General features: G+C 40.5%; 20 protein-coding genes. All 20 read right to left on the reverse strand.

Annotated elements, in window-relative coordinates:
• Window positions 1-49 precede the first annotated feature (49 nt).
• Window positions 50-1,111 carry a glycosyltransferase family 4 protein gene (locus VN447_RS22345; RefSeq protein WP_325528512.1) on the reverse strand — a complete coding sequence of 354 codons (1,062 nt, stop codon included), beginning with the start codon at window positions 1,109-1,111 and terminating at the stop codon, window positions 50-52.
• On the reverse strand, window positions 1,108-2,058 hold the full coding sequence (locus VN447_RS22350) for a glycosyltransferase family 2 protein (protein ID WP_325528514.1): 951 nt from the start codon (window positions 2,056-2,058) through the stop codon (window positions 1,108-1,110). Before VN447_RS22350 ends, VN447_RS22345 begins: the two co-directional genes overlap by 4 nt.
• The gene (locus tag VN447_RS22355) at window positions 2,055-3,305 is read right to left on the reverse strand and encodes an O-antigen ligase family protein (protein WP_325528516.1); all 1,251 of its coding nucleotides are present in this window, start codon (window positions 3,303-3,305) and stop codon (window positions 2,055-2,057) included. The genes VN447_RS22350 and VN447_RS22355 overlap by 4 nt, the downstream gene beginning before the upstream one ends.
• Window positions 3,306-3,341: 36 nt before the next feature.
• Window positions 3,342-4,493, reverse strand: coding sequence for a glycosyltransferase (locus VN447_RS22360; protein WP_325528518.1), 1,152 nt, complete (start codon window positions 4,491-4,493; stop codon window positions 3,342-3,344).
• On the reverse strand, window positions 4,486-6,348 hold the full coding sequence (gene asnB, locus VN447_RS22365) for an asparagine synthase (glutamine-hydrolyzing) (RefSeq protein ID WP_325528520.1): 1,863 nt from the start codon (window positions 6,346-6,348) through the stop codon (window positions 4,486-4,488). The genes VN447_RS22360 and asnB overlap by 8 nt, the downstream gene beginning before the upstream one ends.
• A 17-nt stretch (window positions 6,349-6,365) precedes the next feature.
• Window positions 6,366-7,430, reverse strand: coding sequence for a hypothetical protein (locus VN447_RS22370; RefSeq protein WP_325528522.1), 1,065 nt, complete (start codon window positions 7,428-7,430; stop codon window positions 6,366-6,368).
• A 58-nt stretch (window positions 7,431-7,488) separates the two neighbouring features.
• On the reverse strand, window positions 7,489-8,967 hold the full coding sequence (locus VN447_RS22375; protein ID WP_325528524.1) for an O-antigen translocase: 1,479 nt from the start codon (window positions 8,965-8,967) through the stop codon (window positions 7,489-7,491).
• On the reverse strand, window positions 8,951-10,066 hold the full coding sequence (locus VN447_RS22380; protein ID WP_325528526.1) for a DegT/DnrJ/EryC1/StrS family aminotransferase: 1,116 nt from the start codon (window positions 10,064-10,066) through the stop codon (window positions 8,951-8,953). Before VN447_RS22380 ends, VN447_RS22375 begins: the two co-directional genes overlap by 17 nt.
• 1 nt (window position 10,067) lies before the next feature.
• Complete coding sequence (locus tag VN447_RS22385) at window positions 10,068-10,478, reverse strand: FdtA/QdtA family cupin domain-containing protein (RefSeq protein WP_325528527.1); 411 nt, start codon at window positions 10,476-10,478, stop codon at window positions 10,068-10,070.
• A 31-nt stretch (window positions 10,479-10,509) separates the two neighbouring features.
• Window positions 10,510-11,136, reverse strand: a complete 627-nt coding sequence (locus VN447_RS22390; protein ID WP_325528529.1) for an HAD family hydrolase — start codon at window positions 11,134-11,136, stop codon at window positions 10,510-10,512.
• Between the two features lie 23 nt (window positions 11,137-11,159).
• Entirely contained in the window at window positions 11,160-11,747 is a 588-nt protein-coding gene (locus VN447_RS22395; protein ID WP_325528531.1) for an acyltransferase, read from the reverse strand.
• Window positions 11,719-12,618 carry an NAD(P)-dependent oxidoreductase gene (locus VN447_RS22400; protein WP_325528533.1) on the reverse strand — a complete coding sequence of 300 codons (900 nt, stop codon included), beginning with the start codon at window positions 12,616-12,618 and terminating at the stop codon, window positions 11,719-11,721. The genes VN447_RS22395 and VN447_RS22400 overlap by 29 nt, the downstream gene beginning before the upstream one ends.
• Window positions 12,618-13,682, reverse strand: coding sequence for a carboxylate--amine ligase (locus tag VN447_RS22405; RefSeq protein ID WP_325528535.1), 1,065 nt, complete (start codon window positions 13,680-13,682; stop codon window positions 12,618-12,620). Before VN447_RS22405 ends, VN447_RS22400 begins: the two co-directional genes overlap by 1 nt.
• Window positions 13,683-13,812: 130 nt before the next feature.
• Window positions 13,813-15,726, reverse strand: a complete 1,914-nt coding sequence (locus VN447_RS22410; protein WP_325528537.1) for a nucleoside-diphosphate sugar epimerase/dehydratase — start codon at window positions 15,724-15,726, stop codon at window positions 13,813-13,815.
• 17 nt (window positions 15,727-15,743) lie between these two features.
• The gene (locus VN447_RS22415) at window positions 15,744-16,433 is read right to left on the reverse strand and encodes a CpsD/CapB family tyrosine-protein kinase (protein ID WP_325528539.1); all 690 of its coding nucleotides are present in this window, start codon (window positions 16,431-16,433) and stop codon (window positions 15,744-15,746) included.
• Between the two features lie 30 nt (window positions 16,434-16,463).
• Window positions 16,464-17,924: a GumC family protein gene (locus tag VN447_RS22420; RefSeq protein WP_325528541.1), complete on the reverse strand. Its 1,461-nt coding sequence runs from the start codon at window positions 17,922-17,924 to the stop codon at window positions 16,464-16,466.
• Between the two features lie 32 nt (window positions 17,925-17,956).
• Window positions 17,957-18,589 carry a polysaccharide biosynthesis/export family protein gene (locus tag VN447_RS22425; RefSeq protein ID WP_325528543.1) on the reverse strand — a complete coding sequence of 211 codons (633 nt, stop codon included), beginning with the start codon at window positions 18,587-18,589 and terminating at the stop codon, window positions 17,957-17,959.
• 454 nt (window positions 18,590-19,043) lie between these two features.
• On the reverse strand, window positions 19,044-19,247 hold the full coding sequence (locus tag VN447_RS22430; protein ID WP_325528545.1) for a hypothetical protein: 204 nt from the start codon (window positions 19,245-19,247) through the stop codon (window positions 19,044-19,046).
• A 166-nt stretch (window positions 19,248-19,413) separates the two neighbouring features.
• On the reverse strand, window positions 19,414-20,229 hold the full coding sequence (locus VN447_RS22435) for a GAF domain-containing protein (RefSeq protein ID WP_325528547.1): 816 nt from the start codon (window positions 20,227-20,229) through the stop codon (window positions 19,414-19,416).
• Window positions 20,230-20,714: 485 nt separating this feature from the next.
• Window positions 20,715-21,575 (reverse strand): AraC family transcriptional regulator, encoded by an 861-nt coding sequence (locus tag VN447_RS22440; protein ID WP_325528549.1) that lies wholly within the window; start codon window positions 21,573-21,575, stop codon window positions 20,715-20,717.
• Between the last annotated feature and the right edge of the window lie 322 nt (window positions 21,576-21,897).

A 21,897-nucleotide genomic window follows, 5' to 3' on the forward strand; every position in this document is an offset into this window, starting at 1 on the left:
GATCGAGCATATCCAGCTGTAATAACTATCTTTGCCAGAATTATTCCCCCTATTGAACAACCGAATATAATATCTCCGCTAGCCTTGGTGCTGTGACCTGTACACAATACTCTTTCTCAACAACAGCGCGTCCCTCTTGCCCCATTTTATCCCTCACATGTTTATCATTGCGTAATCTCTGCAGCGCGGCTTGCCATTGCTCAGATGTCGTTGCGTGAAATCCATTTAATCCATTACGGATAATCCGCTGATTTACACCCACAGGACATCCGATAACAGGTTTACCGCAACCCATATATTGTATTAGTTTAAACCCGCATTTTCCTCTCTCCCACGGACTGTCAAAAAGAGGCATTATGCCTACGTCAAAAGAAAGCAGTTCTTGAATTTCTGAGGCTTCACTCCATGACCTTATCTCAACAGGAATATTAGGTAGGTCTATTTTTCCAGCACCAACAAGTACAAGTTTAGAAAGGCCGTCTGCACAGAATTTTGTTAAAGGTTCTTGAACACACCTGATATACTTTGTTGTGCTTGGTGACCCAATCCAGCCAATAACAAACAATTCATTGTTACTAATTGACTTGCTAGAGTATTTATCTAAATCAACAACTGTCGGCAAATATTCAACACGTTTAGCTCCAGCTGCAATTGCCCGATCCATTAGATACTGGTTTCCTGCGATAACCACTGACGCGTTTTTCATTACTCGATCTATTTTATGACCTAATGTCGCACGGACAATTGCCTTATTGTTGATATCATAGTTATGAAAAATTGCGTCATCATAGTCCACAACATACCTTATTTTCCGATATCGCATAAAACTTTCAACCCATTCCGGAAGCCATGGAAAAAGTTCTTTTTCAATCCAAAGCAAATCGTACTTTTTAGCATGAAATAAGTAAACTATTCTTTTTAAGTAAGCATTGAGAATTTTAAAAGCAGACTTCCCCTTACCTGAATAGAACTGTTGTAAATACTGATCATCAAACAGAGGTGCAGTTGTAACTTTAATTCCGCACTCATTCAAAAAAGGAATATATTGATATGAGCGATAACGGCTACTTGCTCCAAAAGTAGTATATCTACTTAGTAGTAATACTTTCATAAGGGGTCTCTCCAACGATCATATCCCATTCGTGGTAAGTTTACCCAAAGTTTCTGATACCCTTGAAATGTCTCGGATAGATCAGAAAGAGATAGTTTTCCTATTGCAAATAGAATACGAGCTAAAAATTCAATTGAAAGTGTCCCAACTAAAACTGTTAGTGCCTCCAATGCATTAAAATGCTTATAAGAGTACTGAATACGGCTTCGAAGAGAATAAAATAAACGAGTTGCTTTAATTTGGTCAGAGGTTCCCCCACCTTTATGAAACGCTTGGGCCTCAGTCAGGTAAAAGCTCTTCCACCCCGCTTGCCGCGCCCGACATGAAAAGTCTAAATCTTCTAAATAAACGAAGAATAATTCATCAAATCCACCTAAATTTTTAAAAAGATTATTCCTAACAAAGAAAAAAGCACCTATAACATGGTCAATTTCTCTACTCTGCTTGTGATCCCATTCTGTCATAAAATGACTCCTACAGTGTCGAGGGAATATTTTATCTGCACCGATCATTTTAGAAAGAAAACGGGAAAGAGTGGGAAAGCGAGCACAAGTTCGACTAATAATTCCATATTGATCCAACAGTTGAATTCCTAGAATACCAACGCCTGAATTTTCTATTTTATCCATAAATGCAACGCACTTTGTGAGCGAATCTTTGTATAGGCAAGCGTCAGGATTAAAGAACAAGATATAATCAGCATCGCTCTCTTTTGCACCTTGATTACAAGCAACACCAAACCCCCTATTCTGCGGGTTTCTAATTATCTCTAACGGTAAATTAAAATCTAGGTAATCTGAAGATCCATCAGATGAGGCATTATCTACAACGACAACTCTCTCCAGAATGAAGTTATCTTTATCAGTTTCAACTATTGAATCCAAGCAGTTTTTGAGTTGATCTCCTGAGTTCCAATTAATAATAACTATATCCAAGGCTCGTTTCAAAGAGAAATCGCCTCCTTAATTTTATACCTGGCGACTGATGTAAGAGGGAAAAAAATTACCCATAAATAGCCAAATGTTAGCAAATAACCATTTGTATTAGCTGAAATAATAAATGAAACAATACCAAACATATGTGCAAGAGCATATTCGCGATACTGATATGGAATTGCCTTATCCCTAACTATTTTCAATATCTGTATAATAATGTACATAGTCAGAACTGTATAAATTAAAAAAGGAATTAACCCTATTTCGACTAATAATTTTGCAAACGTTAATTCATACCCAAATGGATTTTCTATTACTCCCACATTCTCATGCACAAACTGATCGCCCTTATAAATTATCAAATTAACACTGGTTAAGCCATGTCCGAAAAGCGGCGCCTCCTGAAAGTAGCCATACCATACATCAAATTGTTCGTATCTAATATCAGAACCATTTAACTTATTCGCTAGTTTTAAATTGTAGAATTCATCGAGTTTTGCACCATCGGTAAATATCAAGCTTAAAGAAAAGATCATCATGGACAAAGACATCATCCATGTAAGAAAATATAACTTTTTTTTTGTACGTAGTACCTTATATAGAACTAAACAACAAATGGATAGGACTATTACACCAATTAGCGCAATCCGTAGTGAGAAAAAACTCGCCAATAAACAAACAGACAATGTCATCTTCTTCCACTTACTGTATGTTTTTCCATAAAAATAGTGAACCAACATATACGGAAGGGTAAAAATAAGGATTGGAAGGTTATTCGTTGAAAAGGCCATTAAGCCACTCCCACCTAACCCCATACGATAATCTAGATCTAAAAACATTAATGGATAACTCTCTCTACCAATGGAAACAGAAAAAAGCAAATACAACAGCGCATTCGTAGATATCAGCAGGCTACTAATATGGAATGCTCTGTCGAATATTAAATTTATATTTGGCCTCGTTGATAACAACAACATAACAGCTAAATAGACGCAAATATCAATAACGAATACATTTAGACCACGAGTTGATAATCCATTAAGAAAAACGTCATATAAGTTTAATGATAGTCCGAGAATTATCGCTACCAGGCTTAGAAAAAAAATAGTAGAGTTGATGCAAAGACATTGTTTACCACTTTCCACCATATACGCTAGTAGTAAGAATGCAAGAAAACCAAATTTTATAACTGGATAGCTTGAAGGAAAAAATAATACCATAGTCATCAACAAAACTATTACTGTGTCCAAACATTTCATTCTTCATGTTCCTCATTTCGAACTACAAAATCTATACTATTTCATAATTTCATACCACTGTGGAATTACTTTATAATGGCTAAAATCACGACAACGGTCAGTTGCTTTAGAGATAAATGAAGTACGCTCATTTGTGTCAGCTAATAATCTGATAATATTGGAACAAAGAGAAGTTTCAATTCTGCTTCTATTACCGCCTGAAAACTGAGGAATAAGAATTCCGTATTCTGAATCACCTAATATTTCCCCAGGTCCTGTATTGCAATCAACAGAAATGACCGGAATACCACATGCCATAGCTTCAACCAAAGCGTTTGGAAAGCCTTCAAAACGGGAAGTTAATACGAAAACATCCGCCTTATCAATGTACTTATACGGATTACTTTTGAAACCAAGCATATGAATAGATTCCGATACACCTAAAGAATTACCTAGTTGAGTAAGTTCGTCTCTTAGCTCCCCTTCCCCGATAATGACAAGCTGAAGATCTGGCAGTTGTTTTTTTGCCTTGGCAAATGCCTGAATTAGATGATCTTGTCCCTTCTGATAGCATAGATTACCAACATTAATAATGGTTGGCTTCTCAAAAACTCTTTGCTCTTCCTGCGTGAGCGTTTCGCCACTAAGGTATTGTATCTTATCTATATCGTAAAGGTTATATATTGTTCGGATTTTTTCTCTGCTAACCCCATACTTTTCTACGAGTTGATCACCTAATGCTCGTGACACGGGTACAACAAGGTCGGCATTGGGGTATAGAAATCTAATAAGTTGTTTCATTCCCCAACCATAACATCCTAAGTTATCGAACTGTTCGTCAATTGATACTCGAACAGATATCACCTTTCTTGCCCGCTTGGTCATCAGGTTCAGAAGACTAGCAACTTCACCAAAACTAACCACCGTAGTAATACAGTTATCATCGATAAATTTTTGAAGTACCTTTATACGTATAAAACAGTTATGGATACGTGAAATAATGGACCTATCCTTTTTACCAGGTATATTGAGGTCCACTAATTTGGCGTTGTAATTGAACTCAGGATTTTCCGACCCAAAAAACAGGACGTACTGTTCAATATCTTCAGGCAATGCACAAGATATGTTACTTACTGCTTTTTGCATTCCTCCTTTATGCAAATGCCCGAATAGAAAGGCTACACGTTTTTTCTCGCTTAGATTATTCATTAAATACTACTCCATATTGCTTCTCAAATTGTGCAAGCATCATTATCTTAAATAATAAGTTACCCAATCGCCCAGTCTTATGGTGCATTTCCTGGATTTTCTCAACCTTGCTCTTATCCAACAAGTACATGTCCGCTTTCACTGCTTCCTCGAATAAGGGCCTCCATTGCTTCATCATCCACTCAGCTTCCGGAATATTAAAACCTTGCTTTCTCTCATAATTATAATCAGGTGGTAGATAGTTTCGTGCCACTTTCTTTAGAAGGTGTTTCGTAGTAATACCTGAAAGACGCAGGTGATCTGGCAAAGCATATGCAAATTCAACGATTCGATAATCCAGCATAGGTGCCCTTGCCTCCAAAGAACAATACATTGAAGCACGGTCCACTTTCACTAAAATATCATCAGGAAGGTAACTATATAAATCAACTCGAGTCATCTTTTGTAGTATTGATAGCTCCCTAACCTTTTCAAGGTTATTTGCTAGTAGATTGCGGTAGTTGTTAACCCCTGACAGTCCCCGCATGGCTTGTTCAACATTATCCTTTAGTGGCGATATTTCAGTATATTCCTTTAGTGAAGTAGTAAGTAGAAATTTATCTAGGTCGTCGAGCGCTAACCTTCTTAGGAAATTCTTTCCCCTGACCCCGACGGGTAATAGATGATGAAAAATTGACATTGCTTTCCTAATTGGAGCTGGAAAACCTTTATATTTTTGTTCATTTAAGATTAGAGAATAATAGGGATACCCTGCGAATAATTCGTCACCGCCATCACCGGACAATGCCACTTTTACATATTTGCTTATGGCTTTACTTACCATATATGTGGGTAACAGCGAAGAATCTCCAAAGGGTTCATCAAATTGTGAACCAAGCCGATCTAGTAGCCCGCCATCATGCGCCTCCACAGGAATTATTTGGTGATTAACCCCTACCCACTTTGCTACACTGTCCGCAATAGTTGACTCATCAAATTTTTGATGAGAAAACTTAGCAGTGAAGGCAACTATTTCTCGGTTGTATTGTGCGGCTATCGCGGTTATTAAGCTTGAATCCAAACCACCGCTTAAATAAGTTCCAACTGGCACATCGCTTTCCAAGCGTAACCGAACAGCATCGCGGAGTAACTCCTCTAGATGCCTAACAGCCTCTGTTTCCTCCATCTTATCATATACTGTTAAAGGTAGACTCCAATATCGTTGCTCCCTATATATTCGAGTTCTGCAGTCATACAAGCCGAAATGCCCAGGTAGTAATTTTCTTACGTGTTTATAAATACTTAAACTACCTGGAATATAACTTAATGCCATAAACTCGCCTAGAGCTTCTAAGTCAATATCTCTGGGCATTGTATCTTGTAGTGTCAAAAGCACTTTTAATTCCGAAGCCCAAGAAAATTCCCCTCCCCATAGCGTATAATAAAAGGGTTTTTTTCCCAGACGGTCCCTAGCAACGAAAATTTCTCTTTTTTCTATATCATATATTGAAAAAGCAAACATACCGTTAAGACGGCTTAGGCACCCCGTACCCCACTCATTATATGCATAGAGTAGTACCTCAGTATCGGAAGTAGTTTTAAATTTCCATCCTAATACCGCTAACTCCTCACGAATATCTCGATAATTATATATCTCCCCATTAAATGATATAACGTTTCCAGAAACGGGACAAACCATTGGTTGACTAGAACGGCTATCAAGATCAATAATAGCCAACCGCACATGGCCCATTGCTCCCATTTGATTATTGATGCCAATAGCACCATCAGCGTCGGGTCCCCGATGTTGCATCTTCTGTATAGCAACCTTCAAAGTCTCAGTTGTTATTTTTGAGCTACCCGCAATTCCACACATTGTTACACCTCATTTAGTCATAACCTGGAATCAATTGACCATGTGCTAACATATTGTTTAGCTACATTAATATGGTCATGTACCGTTTCCACATGTTTCCTTCCCTGAAAGCCCCAATCCCTAATTTGCTGCCTATTCTCTATCAGATATTCAAATTTTTCTATTATATCAGTGACGCTCGGTCGTATATTAATAACAGGTGACTGCGCCCAGCCAAATTCGCCTAAACTATGTTCTTCGCTACCCCCAAGCACAACCTTTCCTTTTGCAAGTGCATAGATTGCGTTAACTCCATAGGCTTGGCTGTAAAGCTGGTCAATTATTACATGTGCTTGGTCAACCACCTCCAAATATCTATTTAAAGGCATTTTTCCATCAATAATCACCGTTACATCATTAGGGTATTTCTGTTGAACATATTCAGCAGCCTGTTGAATTAAAGGAGTACCTTTAAACCCCTCTCTATTAATGCCGTGGAATAATATAAGTTTATTTTGCACAATATTATCTTTATATAGAATTTCTTTCGTATTTATGGGTAACGGAATGGATTTACGTAATTTGCGATAGTTCCTATATACTTCTGCATAATCATAGGCGATGGGTATTATCCCTTGTACTTTATCCGCCAATGTTCGGTTAAAATGAAGCAACTCCTCTTTCTTGAAATTACAGGTATCATTTAAATCTATCTTTTTACACGTCTCACAAGGTGAGTACTGATGTCGGTCTGAGTTTTTGCAGTATACACTATCGCAGCCAGCTGCAAGAAGGAAGACTCTGTCATTTAGTTGTAGTATTATGTCTTGAAGTATTGCGTTAATCCTGTAGGAGAATATAAAGGGATTGATGAGCTGGACAACATCATATCCAATAAAATACGGTAGTTTAATTATAGGATCAATTACTCTTCGTAGCTTATTTACTAAGCCATACCCACCATACGCATAAACAATATCTGCCGGAATATTTTTCCATCCGTCTCCGGAAGATGCCGTGGTCACACGGTGCCCCAATTCCACTAATCCTTCTTTCAAATTCTTATGAACACCACTGAACTCTCCCAAGAGCAGAATCTTCATAAATACTCCTTATCAACGAAATCCCTGCATATAGAATCTATCTATTTGTAAAGAATCATCAATCTTTCTTGGATAGAAATCTAATAAGTCTTGACAATTTGCCTAGATTTCCTATATATATAACCTCTGATAACCTTAGCACAGAGTAACATGAGGCGATTATAGTAAAAACCAGACCAAAAAATACGACATATTTATGGTTCATAAAGCTATGAAGTGACATAATAACACTACCACTACAAACAAAAATAAGTAAAAGACATAAATTCGCTCGATGCCAGGTGAACTCGGCCTTTCTGCCAACAATCCATGATATAAGCAGAAAACTAGTCAAATATGCAATCAAAAAGGATATCCCGGCAGAACCCATTCCCCAATAGGGTATGCCGAACCATAGCGATAAGAGATAAACTATATTCCAATAACTCTCAGTGATAAAGAACCATCGGTTTTTTCTACTGACTATGAGTATATATCCTAATGCATGTGTAGCAAGCTTAAAAAAACACCCTAATAATTGCCATCGAAGAATTTCTGCGGTTTCAAAAAATTCTTTTGAGTAGAGCAATGCTGTCACATTAGGCGCTAAAGTAATCATCCCAAGAATAACAGGTCCTGCAAGCAAAAAAGAAGCTTCCACCTGTTGATTCGCCATTTCACTGACCGCCTGTTTATTCTCAGAAACTTCTGCCAACCTGGGATAATAATCTGTTTCCATAGCCTTTAGTATAAAACCAAGGTACAGCATGGTAATTGTCCACGCCGACTGAAAAAAACCAGCAGCAGATATATCAAACGAATATATTAATATCGCACGGGTTAAATATTGCATTACAGCCCCCATCAATGCGGTAAGCATAAACACAAAACCCAGTGAAATCATGCTATTAACAACAGATGTCGAATCTAGCAAAGAAAACCTAAATATCAAATGCTTCGTATTCCTAAGATACCATCCTGATACTGCCATCAAAATCAAAGGCGGACCAATTACTACAGCAATTATTCCGCTCGTATCCCAACTCCAGACAGCTATGATGGCAATTACAGCGCTGATGACCCCACTCAGGACATTAGACTTTGCAATTTCCTTTAAGCGATGTGTCCCATTTAATATGGCGATGTGAGCTCCAGCAACATTTGTGGCCCAAACACCAACGCCTATAACCGCCACAGCAAAAGCAAATTCCCCGTTCCCAAAGGATATCCGGGAAATAGTCTTCGAAAATAATGCCATACACCCAAACCCTACAACTCCAAGTAACAAGGAAATCCACCACAATACTGCTTGACTCTGCTCTCGAAGATCATCCGAATTTTCTCCCTGGCTAGCGGCGATCTGTCGCACACCGCTGTTGGCCAATCCCATACCCGTAACTGTGCTCGCAGTATTTTGTAGCGTTTGCAACATGGCAATAAGCCCTATACCTTGGGGACCCAGCCAGATTGCCAACAATTTCGTCTTTATTATCCCTGTAAAAATGGAAATAGCGGTACTACTTCCCATTATCCTGGATGCTTTAAGAATTCTCTTCATCAAAACGCCTCAGTGTTTCAATGGCGCGACGTACGTCCCCCTCTGCTAAATGAGGGCCTATTGGTAAACTAACTATTTGTCGCGATATACTTTCACTTATTGGATAGGCATCTTTCAAATATAAACATTTCTTATAAGCCTGCTGCACGTGTGGCGGAAATGGATAATGAATTAGTGTGCTTATGTTGTTTTTAGTCATATACTCCTGGAGTTGATCACGGTTACTGCTCCGTATTACATATAAATGCCATACAGACTCAGCCCAATCTGGAACATATGGTAATGCATAGTTAGTCCCTGTCAAGCTGTGAGAGTAAACTTGAGCGATCTTTCTTCTTCGCTCATTCCATTCATCCAAGTACCTTAACTTTACCCGTAAACACGCCGCCTGAATTTCATCAAGCCTGGAGTTCACCCCTTGTAGCTCATGAACATATTTTATGCTTGATCCATAGTTTCTTAACATCCGTACTTTGTTAGCAAGTTCGTCGTCATTGGTTGTTATCGCACCGGCATCCCCAAAACCACCGAGATTTTTTCCAGGATAAAAACTCCACCCAGCAGCATCTCCAAAACCGCCTACACGTTTTCCGTAGTATCTTGCGCCCTGGGCTTGTGCTGCATCTTCCAATACTTTCACCCTATATTTCTCGGCTATTTGCAGTATCGGATTTAAGTCTGCAGGCTGCCCATAAAGGTGCACTGGGATGATTGCTTTTGTTTTCTCCGTAATAGCAGATTCAATCATATCGGGGTTAATATTGTACGTCTTTTCATCAGGCGCAACCGGAATCGGGGTAGCGCCTGTATAGGTTACTGCAAGCCAAGTAGCAATAAACGTATTACTTGGAACAATAACCTCATCACCCGCGCCAATGCCCCATGCACGGAGTACCAGATATAGCGCGTCAAGTCCGTTACCAACCCCAATACAGTTTTTTGTGCCACAGTACTGGGCGTATTCCGCCTCAAAAGCCTCAACTTCAGGGCCTAATATATACCAACCGGAGTTCATAACTCGCCGAAAAGCTTCGTCAATTTCATCTTTAATCTCAAGATAGGCAGCTTTTAAATCCAAAAAAGGAATGGACGTGTTCATTCTATTTTTCCCTCACCGCTTTATAAAAATCTTCATACTCCCGGTAGTAATCTGCTTCGTCGTAATACTCTGATGCAAGTACCATACAAACTGAACCTGATGAAAAATCAACTAATTCTCTCCACACCATTGTGGGGATCAATAAGCCACGGTAACTTCTGTTTAAACTAATTGTCTTCCGCTTATAACCATCATCTAATAAAACTTCGAAACTTCCTGACATAGCAATGATCAATTGCTGAAGATTTCGGTGTGCGTGCCCCCCCCGGGTTTCCCCGCCAGGTACATCATATAGGTAGTATACTCGTTTTATATCAAAGGGAATATGTCTTCCCCCCTCGACAAAAGTAAGATTTCCCCTCGGGTCAGATATCTTTGGCAAATCAATTATTCTGACTGCTTCAAGTCCCATATTATTCCCTCCGTTTCGTAGAGGTCCTATATTACATAGTTGCGATGATATTCGCGAGGTCAATTTCTGCTATTTCCTCTGCGAAGTATTGCGCCTCTAAATGTTCTCTTTTCCGTAAACCATTTATAATGGCAATAGCTGGCACACCAAGCAAACGGGCAGTTTTCGTATCTTCTTCAGTGTCACCTACAACTACAGCCCGAGTAAATTGCCAGTTTTTCAGAGCATCAATCTTCCCATTTCCTTGGTTAGTATTACAGTTAATTATTTCGTCAAATTCATTTGCCAAGTTGTGTCGTTTTAACTGCCATAAAAGATTCTCGCGTTTGTTACGCATTGTCACCAAAAGGATAGCGCTTGCATGTTTTCTCCACTTCCGAAGTGTTTGATGAATAAAAGGCTTTAGAGTATCGAACTGCAAATACTCCTTAGTTTCAATACAATCCATCCATTCTTCCATAAAACGCTCATATGACTCATGATAGCAAGAAAGACGTAGCATTTCTTTTCGACTTACCCTATCTCGTTTTAACTCCCAGTATTCAACCAAGTCCATGGGCGTGCCTCCGCCGCGCACTACAATATCACGAAAGCAATTATAATGGCGGTGTCTTCCATCCAATATAGGCCCGTCCAAATCCAAAAAAATATAATCCAACTTTTGATTAAATATAGTCTCACCTAAATTCTTTTGACAATTTTAGCGGGATTCCCCGCAATGATTACATTTTCCGGAAATTGACTTAATACTACACTACCAGCCGCAACAATACTGTTAGAACCAATTTCTACTCCTTTAAGTAGAATTGACCCCCACCCGATCCAAACATTATCGCCAATGATTACCTCTTTTTTTGCAACTTTATCAAAAGAATATCTCTGACCCATAACCTGCTTTCTGCGCTCTACTGGATCAACAGGATGAAAATCGGTGTCTGCGATAAAAGTGGCTGATGCGATCTGGCAGTTCTTACCGATAGAGATCCTTTTATAGGCCGTAATTGAAACACCGTTTAACTGCGTGTTGTCTCCAATTTCAATTAAGCCATCATAGCCCATAACAAACTTGCATCTATATGCTAAAGCCGTATTAGACCAGGCGAAATCGGAGTTAATAACAGCATTCTTTCCTATGCGGCATTGGCTGTGCTCGTACATCTTGATATAGGGTAATGCACCAAGGATGCGCACGTCCCCATCAAAAAAAAGACCTTTGTAGCTAGCTTGTAATAGCCATTTTTTAATTCTGTTTGGATCGAATATAGGCATACTCTTCCCTCAACCCATTTTCCAAGTTTAAAGTCTCAGCTCCTAGCAGCCTTTCCATTTTTGCCGTATTAAACACGTAATCCCGGGTAGGTAAATCGCGGTTTTCCACAATAGGCTTCAGACCTGTGCCCGATATCTCCATCAACATATTAACTAACTCCAGTATGGATAGAGCCCGACCAGATGCTAGATTTATCGGTCCATCATAAGTATTCAATTGCGCAGCCTTCCACAGTAAGCGACAGCAATCTGAAACATGCATAAAGGAGCGCTTTTCTCTACCACTTGTAAAGATACAAGGTGGATGCCCTTGAATTAATCCCTTAATGGTTTGGGGAATAATCTTTTTGTAAGCCTCTTCTCCTACTCCATAAATATGGCCAATGCGTAGTACCTGCAATACAACCCCTTTTTGGACAGCCCAGCTTTCCAACATATGCTCGCAATATAACTTAGACTGACCATACAGCGTAACAGGTTGTATCGGCGTTGCCTCGTCAAGGGGAGATTGTGGCGCATACACATCTACTGTAGAAGCAAATATGAACCGTTTCGGCAGCGATGGAAGATTATCACAAAGATGCTTCGTTCCCTCGATATTGCTAAAACACTGATTAATATTATTTGCATCCTGAATTTCTTTAGGAATAAAAGCACCTAAATGAAAGACAATATCAACAAATTCAACACCTTTTACTAAAAAATCGTTCATGGTAAAAGTATAATTCCGATGCTTGATACATGTATAACCATCGACATCACAACTGCTTAATAATACAATCTGATCGCCCGTACTCTTAGTATGATCCCTCAGACACTCCAATAAAGCAGTTCCAATAAAGCCGGTTGCTCCGGTAACCAAGATATTCATTAGATAACCCTAACAGTGTCAAAGATGGCTTGTTCCGTAGTTAAGAGAGGTTCTCTGTCCATACCTCGTATCCAAAGCAGCCCATTAGGCAAAGGGTTAATCTTTCTCTCCAGCGACGGAAATTCGTTATACAGCGCTATATCCTTAAAAATCTTCGGCATATTTAATCCGGCTTGCGTGAAGAAAAACACAGTTGTAAAAAACCGTGATATATTGATTTCGGTAGGATTAGGCCAACCGCGTCGGTCATAGGTCATATCAACACCATATATGCCATGAGGCTTTTTGTCTATTGCTAAAATGGAATCCCTGGCGACCTGCGTAACAGTATCATCGGAGCAAGTCTCCCCAACGCCTGTTATACCAGTAACTCCTGATAGGGTACGGTTACCAAAATTCCACGATTTACGCTTACGTGTCTGAGCTACCACTAATTCCCCCTGATACCAGATGGACAGCCACGTAACCGAGTCTGGCGTCAATAATTCTGCCGCCGTAAATTCACCCCAACCCTTGAAGCGTTCTATCCAAATACGCGCAAATTCAAAATCGTTTGTTGGTAGCGCCCCTTTGCCCCCACCACCGACAGTAGCACGCAGCCATATTTTCCCTTCTTCATTGCCAAGCTCATCAAATGCTACTTTAAGGTCATTTTCATTTTTAATCATTATCGTCTTAGGAACCCGGATACCCTTTCTGCTCCAAATCCGATATGACTTTTCTTTATCTACGCAGTTCTCTATAACTGTATGATCGGGCATATATAATTTGGTCCCGGTCGATCTGATTTTATCACGAAGTCTTGAAGCTTCAAGTATTTCCACATCATTTTGGAAATGAATGAGATCAGGTCGTTCTATAGCCAATACCTTCAACAGCTTTTCTTCATAAGAAGGATGATTAGCATAAGGAACCTGATATTTTTTTCTCACAGCAGACAACATTAAATCTGCCGGCTCGCTACCAATGCCAACGATTTCTTCACCTTTATCACACTGTATTATCGACTTAATTACATTTTCCGAGGGTGCTCCGCCAGCACCTGCGATAATAATTTTCGCCATATATGTATCTCCTTTTAAATTACTTGAACTTGACAACCTCTCAACAGTTACATCTGCCAATTAGAAGATCAGATACCGTATTAGACGCAAATAGGCAAGCTGGGGCATAATGAGACTCCAACATTCAATCCTAACTAGCATAAATCTGTTCTGCTTGATGTTGTACAGGAACGCCGTTAAGCTCACCCTTTACATCAAAGTTTGCTTTCTTAGTATTTCCTACACAATTTCTCTCTCTGGAGTGGAGATAAGTCGGAACTAACGTAGTAAGATTAAAAATAATTTCTTCGGAATGCAACGCTGCTCGTAAATACCCTAATCCCAGTTGGAATTGCTGCATATCTACCGCCTTAAGATTCGCTACATAAATTTTTTCATGTTTAGTTGAAGTTGTGCCTTCCTCCGCTGTAAGCAGTTCCTCAAAAAGTTTCTCCCCAGGTCTTAAACCTGTAAACTTAATCTCAATGTCTTTACCAGGCTCTAGTCCAGAAAGTTCGATCAGATCTGAGGCCATATCTACGATTTTAACAGGTTCACCCATGTCCAGAACGAATACCTCGCCACCGTTAGCCAAAGCACCAGCCTGCAGAACAAGCTGCGTGGCTTCAGGAATTGTCATGAAGTACCGCTTCATATCAGGATGGGTTATAGTAATCGGACCACCCTTAGCAATCTGCTTTTTAAATAGAGGAACAACACTGCCACGACTCCCCAGTACATTGCCAAACCGTACAGCAGCGAATCTCGTGCTGCTTACCCTGTTCATATTCTGGATAACAAGCTCAGCAACTCTTTTCGTTGCCCCCATTACACTCGTAGGATTAACGGCCTTATCGGTTGATATCATGATGAATATTCCCGTACCAGCTTTGTCAGCTGCTTCGGCAACAGTTTTTGTTCCAAATACATTATTACGAACGGCTTCCTCAGGCTGTGCTTCCATTAAAGGAACATGCTTATGGGCAGCTGCATGGAAAACTACTTCAGGCTTTAGACGAGTAAAGATGTCGTTAATTCTGTTATTATCACGGACATCGGCAATAACAGGTTCGAGTTTAAGACCACTATATTTTTCACGCAGTTCTCTGTCAATCTCGTAAATACTGTTTTCACCTTTGCCTAATAGTACAATCTCACTCGGTGAAAGTTTGGCAATCTGCCGACAGAGCTCTGAGCCTATCGACCCGCCTGCACCGGTAACTAATACACGCTTCCCGGTAAGATAACCGGCAATCTGTTTAAGGTCAAGCTTAACCGGTTCACGGCGCAGCAAGTCTTCCAGATCAACATCCCGTAACTGTTGTACAGTTATCTTGCCGTCAATTAATTCGTAGATACCCGGAACTATTTTAACCGCACAGCCTGTCTGTTTACACCCCTGGACGATTTCTCGAAGCTGTGCTCCGCCGATTGAAGGAATAGCAATTATAATTTCATTTACCTTGTATTCTACCGCTATGCGCTTGATCTCCTGGCAGTTACCCAGTACTTTCGCTCCAAATAACATTTGGTTCTGCTTATATGTATCATCATCAATAAAGCCGATTAGTTTTTTCGTATCACAGTAACGATGGTAGATTTCCCGGGCAATCATTGCACCAGCATCCCCTGCGCCGACAATAACAGTATTGGTGGTCTTCGCTCTTTTCGTTTGTCGAATAAAGTGTAGAATCCGGATACATAACCGGCTGGCGCCGACAAGTACAATAACCAATAGCCAACTGATAATCGAGATGCTTCTTGGAAGATTTGCACCTGTTGAATACATATATACGCCTATAATGCAGCTGCTTATTGTTACCGCAAAGACAATTCCTAATAATTCATGGATACTGGCATACCGCCATAATCGTTGATATAAGCCAAAGAGATAAAATGTAACTAATCTAATCAAAACAATCTCAGGTGAGTAGCCGAAAACTAAATCCAAATAGCGCTTATCGACTGTACCTTCAAAACGGAGGTACAGTGCTATAAACGGTACGATAGCTACTATGACCGAGTCTATTAATAATAAGCAAAGCGACACCACTCTACGTCGCATAAGACTACACCTCAGCCTTACTTTGCAATTTTTTTCTCATTCCCGTAATAATAGTAGTAATACGCATGCTCTTCCTCAATCTCTACCCGGTTCAATATTACGCCAAGTATATGCCCGTTGGCTTTGGTTAGAAGCTCCTTAGCTTTTTGCGCCATCTCTGGCCTGACTTCGCCCGCGCCCAGCACCAGCAGAATACCATCTACGCTTGAGGCTAGCACACAGGCATCTGTAACGGCTACCGTTGGTGGCGCGTCAATAATGACGATATCGGCTAATTCTTTCAGAGAGTCAATGATTTCACGCATCCTGGCTGACCCCAGTAATTCCGACGGGTTAGGTGGTATCGGTCCGCTGGTTAGTACTTGCAGGTTATCGATATCAGTATCCTGGATTAAATCTGCCACAGGGCGTTCTTCGACAAGGATATTGGTCACGCCCCTGTTTTTCTTACCAAAAATTTTATGCTGGACTGGCTTCCGTAAGTCACAGTCTACAATAATTACCTTTTTCCCCGACTGAGCCATAGCTACAGCTGTGTTGGCAGTCGTAGTTGATTTGCCTTCGCCTGGTCCGGCGCTCGTAAACATGATTACCCGCAGATCACTGTCTACTTTTGCAAACTGAATATTTGTCCGCATCGTGCGATAGGCTTCGGCAATCGGCGACTTTGCGTCCTCATGGACGATAAGCTGTCTTTTTTGAGTCATAATTCACCTCATTCTAATGTTCATACTGCATTAACCCTGATGCCCGATCTTACCTTTGATTAACTCATTGATTTGTGCAAACCAGCTAATATTGCGCGAGGTTGTATCACTATCAAAGTCAGGAATGCTGCCAATGACCGGTAAATCAAGATAATGCTCGACATCCTCGGCGGTTCTGATTGTTTTATTGATATATTCGTTGAAGAAGGCCAGGCCAGTACCTACAAAGAGACCAAGAATAGCGGCAATAGCTACATTAAGAGCTTTTTTCGGCTTAATCGGGTTCTCTGGCGCAATTGCTTTGTCAATGATTTGCACATCTGTTGGTTCCATTACTTCACTAATGCGGGCTTCTTCATAACGTTTAGCCAGCATAATGTAGATTTCCTGAGCAACACTGGCATCACGGGCAACCTTAATCAACCCTTGTTCCTTGGCCGGCAGTTTGGCGACCTCCCGGCTGCCTTCCAAGATAATCTGGTCAATAGCTTGCTTTTGGGCAGAAGCGATTGCTATCTCAGCTTGTGATTGAATTTTGGTCAGTAACAGCCCTTGGTGAATCGGGTCAATTGATGGTGCTTCCGCGTTTACTACCCGGGAAATTTCCGCATTGAGCATAGCTCGCGTTTCTGTTATAGCAGCTTGTATTGCTGTCACTTTCGGATGCTTGTTCGTATAGTTTGGTGTTAGACTTACAAGTTGAATTTCTAAATCAGTCAGCTTCGCTTTATACTGTTGAATTAAGGGATTATCAGCTATAATTCCGGGGCTTTGATTGCCAATTTGCTGCTCAGTGCTGGCAAATTTTGCTTGCGAGGACGCCATGGCAACCTTATTATCGGCGGCGAGTTTGTCGATACTGGCCAGCTTGTCTAATAACGCCTTTGATTCTTGAGATGGATCCACTATTTTCTGCTCTTGCTTGAATTTTTGTAATAATGATTCCGCCTGCTCAAGCTCTGCTTTAGATTCTTTTAGTCTTTGACCGATAAATTCTTTAACTGTTGACTGTTCCCCCCTGACGAGAGCTGTCATTCTATCGAGAAATACATTCACAAGTGTATTAGCAATCTGTTGTGCTTCTTCAGGTGAACCAGCCTGCACTTTGACATCTAATATCTCGGTATCTTTTACCGATTGAGTGGTTATCCTTTTTAGCATGTCTTCGTATGTAGGTATTTCTTCCTTATTGGTTTGTGTTTTGTCAATAACCTCCTGAACTACCGTCCGGCTTTTGATAATCTCGGCATAAGTAGACATTAATTGTTTGGTTCCTGCGGGGCTACCAGTAGGCAGGTCGGCTAGCAGCGAACTTGCCAAGCCCTTCGGTTGCTTAACCCTGAGGGATGTTTCTGCCTCATATGTAGGAGGAATAAGAAAGCTGACTAAAGCAGCTATGATTATAAAAAGCATTAAGGTACCAAAAATTAGTTTTCGTTTCTTTTTTATTGTCTTAATTATATCTCTCAAGTCCAACGTGGTTTCGTCCACTGCGATACCTCCAAATAAGGATTTTACAAACTTTAATTATTGTTTATTACACTAATCTGATAAGTGGCCGAAATCCACGGAAGGATGTCTTTGGCAAATTCAATTCGATTATTTTTCGTCAGATAGACAATATCGCCGTCATTTAGAGTAACGTTTTGCGACATGTCGCCTTTTTCCAACAGATTAAGTAAATTGACTTTCAATGGAGCATTGGTTTGCTCTTTGCGAATAATATACACTTTTTTCTTAGCGGCGTCTCGGGTATAACTGCCTGCGCTGCCAAGTGCATCAATCAGGTTATGCTGCTTCTCAATCTCATACATGCCGGGTTTTACTACCTCGCCAAATACGTACACGCGGGTAGTCCTAAACTTGAACACATTGACACTTACTACAGGGTCTTTTATGTATTGTCCCAACTTGGATGTTATTGTAGTGGCCAGTTCGCCAGGGGTCATACCAGCCGCCTGAAGTTCACCAGATAATGGAATAGAGATCTTGCCGTCCGGTCTGATGGGCAGTTGATCAATTTTAAGCTCATCAAATCCCCAGACATTGATGGTTAGTACATCGCCAGCCCCAAGTTGATAGTCTTGGGCCACTATAGGCAGCGGTAAAATCATTACTAAGAATAAAATAATTAATACGTATACCGATCGTCGCATCTGTTTCCTCCTTGGTTATTGTTAATTGCGGATTTAAAACGAACCTCATAAAACCTCATAATATCTCTCTTATTATTAGACGTTATAGCTTTAAATCCTGCAGTCAGTATTGCAAACTGTTAACTTACACAATAAAAAAACAACCTGGAATTGTTGTCCAGTTGCTTTCGTTGCTGACTTTCAATTTGAATATGCAAATACTGCTACCTTAAATCAAGTTTACTATAAAAAGCACGCAACGGTTGCTTAATTTTACTATTTTGAGAGGTCTTAGTACAGTAAGGCGATTCGTTTTGTTCTGTCACCATAGGGCTTTAGTACTAATACTAATACTACACTAACTTGTAAAATCCTTTGAAAATGTCAAAATATACATAAATATATATATTTCGACATTTTCTGCACTATCTAGAAGATTCACCTGTTCACTGAAATTTCTATTATCAAATCTTGGTTACTTAACAGATTTGCGACACTTAATAGCAAAAGTAATGTAGTCCTGCAAAGTCTCTATTAACTCGCTCTGCTGCGATGTGGTCAGGTTGTTTATAGCTACAGTACCAAGCGTTTCCTGGATTATACTACTTACTTGATATGGAAAATATCCCAGGTTGTTGAGTTGTTTTATTAAATCTTGTATTTCCTTAATTTCTTCCACGGGCAAGGCACCTCCACTAATCCAAGACCTTAGTCCTATAGATTTAGGACTTTTTTCTTGTTTCTTTTATATTATATAGAATAATGGAAAAATACACCTCCACCTTTAGGTGTATATTGGATATTTTTTTCCATTTTCTTTTAGAGAGAGCGGAAACGCCCTCCCATTATGGATTATTGACGATCAGACCGAGCTCCCACGCTTTCACAAGCGCCTGTGTACGGCTGCGAACCTCCAGTTTTGCAAGCAAATGGTGTACATGGGTTTTAATAGTGCTGATTTCTACCCCCATAACCTGCGCGATCTCCCGGTTTGATAGCCCAGCGACCATCCGGCCCAGCACTGTTTTTTCCTTTTCCGTGAGGTCGGGCAGGTTATGGGACGACTTCGTCCGGATGACTTTCTGCTTCATCAGCTCGTCGTACAAAGCATTATTTATCATGGCGTTATGCAACGATACTGCCGCCAGATTTGCAAATCGCGTCAAAAAATCTGTTTCCCGTTCTGTTAATACCCTGTTCTCATTAGAAAATCCCAATCCGATAACGGCAACCACGCCATTGTCTGAACGCAATGGGATGCCCATAACAGATTGAACAATATCCCAGCCATAAGGCCGATCGAGTGCTCGTCCTTTCCATTGCTGAATATTTTCGACCGTTACAGATTGCCCGGTTTTCCAAACTACACTGGAAACCGAAGGCTCTTCCTTTTTTCGTGCCACCCCCTGGTAACAACGGTAAAGTCCTTTACCATATTTCAGTTCCATTCTTTCCTGCTGATCATTCACAATATAGATAAATCCGTGAGGGGTTTTGGCTAAGTCACACGCAATATGAACGATAGTCCGGTATATTTCCTGCAGATTCAAATTCTGCGCCAGAGCCATAGCAATGTGATACATTACATTTACTGCCCCAAACACAGAATCATCTCCATCGTCAGCGTAACCTGTTTCTGTGAGCGGCTTTGTTTCAAACATCGTAACATCATCTCCTCAATCAAAAAAAGCCGCAGTGGCTACACACCAAGGACAAGTGTTCCCAGACTGTAAGCGTAACAATAACAATATTCTATTTTTCCCATTTATTTCCTGTTAAAATTAAGCCGATTTGAATTTTTTTCCAAATAAATTATATTATATTTTATAACGCCATTGGCTATTTGTTGCTACCTGCTGCAGCCATAAATCCGGTGGCAGCGGCGGAACTATACAAGCTTCTGTTCCAGTGCCGCAATGCCTGTTTCCCGACTGGCAAGTTCACAGTAAGCCTTCGCCAGCCCGACCGCATACATTCCCCCCTTCATTATTTACTCTATCTCAATAATAAGGGAATTTGATGTATTTAGCTTACGGTAAATTGCTGATATGACTTTCGTAAAATTGCTGCCTTATTAAAGTAAACAGGTAAAAAAAACCGTCCGGGTCTACAGCCCAGCCGGCTTCATGGTTCGATCCCTCGATTATTATCGAGAGTATATTTTTTTATATTCTGACGGCGCTGTGCCTGTCTGTTGTTTGAAGGCCGCAGAAAAATGGGGAATAGTAGAAAATCCACAGGCATAGGCTGCTTCGGCGACTGTGCACTCCCGCCTTTCCAGCATTTTTTTCGCATTTTCCATTCTGATCTTCAGCAAAAATGCGTGTGGCGTCAGACCTGTTTTTTCCTTGAATAGCCTGATAAAATGATAGGGTGTGATATGAAGCAAACGGCACATGTCGTCAAGTGAAATAGGGATGTCATAATAGGCCTGCATATAGTCTATGGCTTTATGTACATAGCTGTAATTGTCTTTCGCCGCCAATTTACTGTCAAAATTGCTTGCCGTCTCGCGCAAAAGGTAAACAACAAGCTGTATCGCAATGCTGTCCAGCATCAGTGGCAAACCGCCGCCAAATATACTGATTTCGCGCTGAAGTTGCATGATCGTCTGACGAATATTCGTTGAGCACGGATTATCAACTTCAGCGAATACAATACCACTAGCTTTCTCAAAGCCCAGTTCGCCTGCGATCTTTGCTAAAAACTGTTTATCAATGGCTATTGTTGTGTACTCCTTGGTTTTAACGGCATGCCGGATATATACCTCGTCGCCCGGATTGAAGGTAATCAACCGGTTTTTGCTGACTACATACTCCTTTTTGCCGATAAGTACCGGCGGCGGAGTAGTGGAAGGCAGTACCAAATGGTAATCCGGATTAAGCATTTTAACATTATTGATATATACGCGCGGTTTAAAAAGCGCTATTCCGCTTCCTATATGGTTTGAAGTCTGTTCCCATATATCCGGCGGTATTTGGCTGCGTAAACTGAAAAAATCGCCCACTTGCTTTGCGCCTCCTTACGATAAAGTACGTGGCAGCAGCTACACACCAAGGACAATTGTTCCCGGCCCGCAAGCGCAACAATGACAATATTCTATATTTCTCTTTTATCTCCTGCTAATAATTACCTGTTTCGTAATTATCTTCCATAAAATCCTTAATATTTTATTTTATGGCAATTAAGTAAGAAAAACCGCTAGCGCGGTCCTTTGGTATTGAGCACATCCGAAAGTCGGTACTCAAATCCATGAACCCCTTTGTAATAACGTGGATGCATTACCCCACCGCAAGATTCACAACTAAACTGTGGTGGGTAGCTTAGAT

The organism is Sporomusa sp., assembly GCF_035561155.1.
GTDB lineage: Bacteria > Bacillota > Negativicutes > Sporomusales > Sporomusaceae > Sporomusa.

Coding starts and splice junctions, on each gene's coding strand:
- asnB (WP_325528520.1), bottom strand. CDS start 6,348: ATGTGTGGAATTGCGGGTAGCTCAAAAATAACAACTGAGACTTTGAAG.
- VN447_RS22375 (WP_325528524.1), bottom strand. CDS start 8,967: ATGAAGAGAATTCTTAAAGCATCCAGGATAATGGGAAGTAGTACCGCT.
- VN447_RS22395 (WP_325528531.1), bottom strand. CDS start 11,747: ATGCCTATATTCGATCCAAACAGAATTAAAAAATGGCTATTACAAGCT.
- VN447_RS22380 (WP_325528526.1), bottom strand. CDS start 10,066: ATGAACACGTCCATTCCTTTTTTGGATTTAAAAGCTGCCTATCTTGAG.
- VN447_RS22425 (WP_325528543.1), bottom strand. CDS start 18,589: ATGCGACGATCGGTATACGTATTAATTATTTTATTCTTAGTAATGATT.
- VN447_RS22360 (WP_325528518.1), bottom strand. CDS start 4,493: ATGAATAATCTAAGCGAGAAAAAACGTGTAGCCTTTCTATTCGGGCAT.
- VN447_RS22355 (WP_325528516.1), bottom strand. CDS start 3,305: ATGAAATGTTTGGACACAGTAATAGTTTTGTTGATGACTATGGTATTA.
- VN447_RS22345 (WP_325528512.1), bottom strand. CDS start 1,111: ATGAAAGTATTACTACTAAGTAGATATACTACTTTTGGAGCAAGTAGC.
- VN447_RS22405 (WP_325528535.1), bottom strand. CDS start 13,682: ATGGCGAAAATTATTATCGCAGGTGCTGGCGGAGCACCCTCGGAAAAT.
- VN447_RS22435 (WP_325528547.1), bottom strand. CDS start 20,229: ATGTTTGAAACAAAGCCGCTCACAGAAACAGGTTACGCTGACGATGGA.
- VN447_RS22370 (WP_325528522.1), bottom strand. CDS start 7,430: ATGAAGATTCTGCTCTTGGGAGAGTTCAGTGGTGTTCATAAGAATTTG.
- VN447_RS22415 (WP_325528539.1), bottom strand. CDS start 16,433: ATGACTCAAAAAAGACAGCTTATCGTCCATGAGGACGCAAAGTCGCCG.
- VN447_RS22400 (WP_325528533.1), bottom strand. CDS start 12,618: ATGAATATCTTGGTTACCGGAGCAACCGGCTTTATTGGAACTGCTTTA.
- VN447_RS22410 (WP_325528537.1), bottom strand. CDS start 15,726: ATGCGACGTAGAGTGGTGTCGCTTTGCTTATTATTAATAGACTCGGTC.
- VN447_RS22385 (WP_325528527.1), bottom strand. CDS start 10,478: ATGGGACTTGAAGCAGTCAGAATAATTGATTTGCCAAAGATATCTGAC.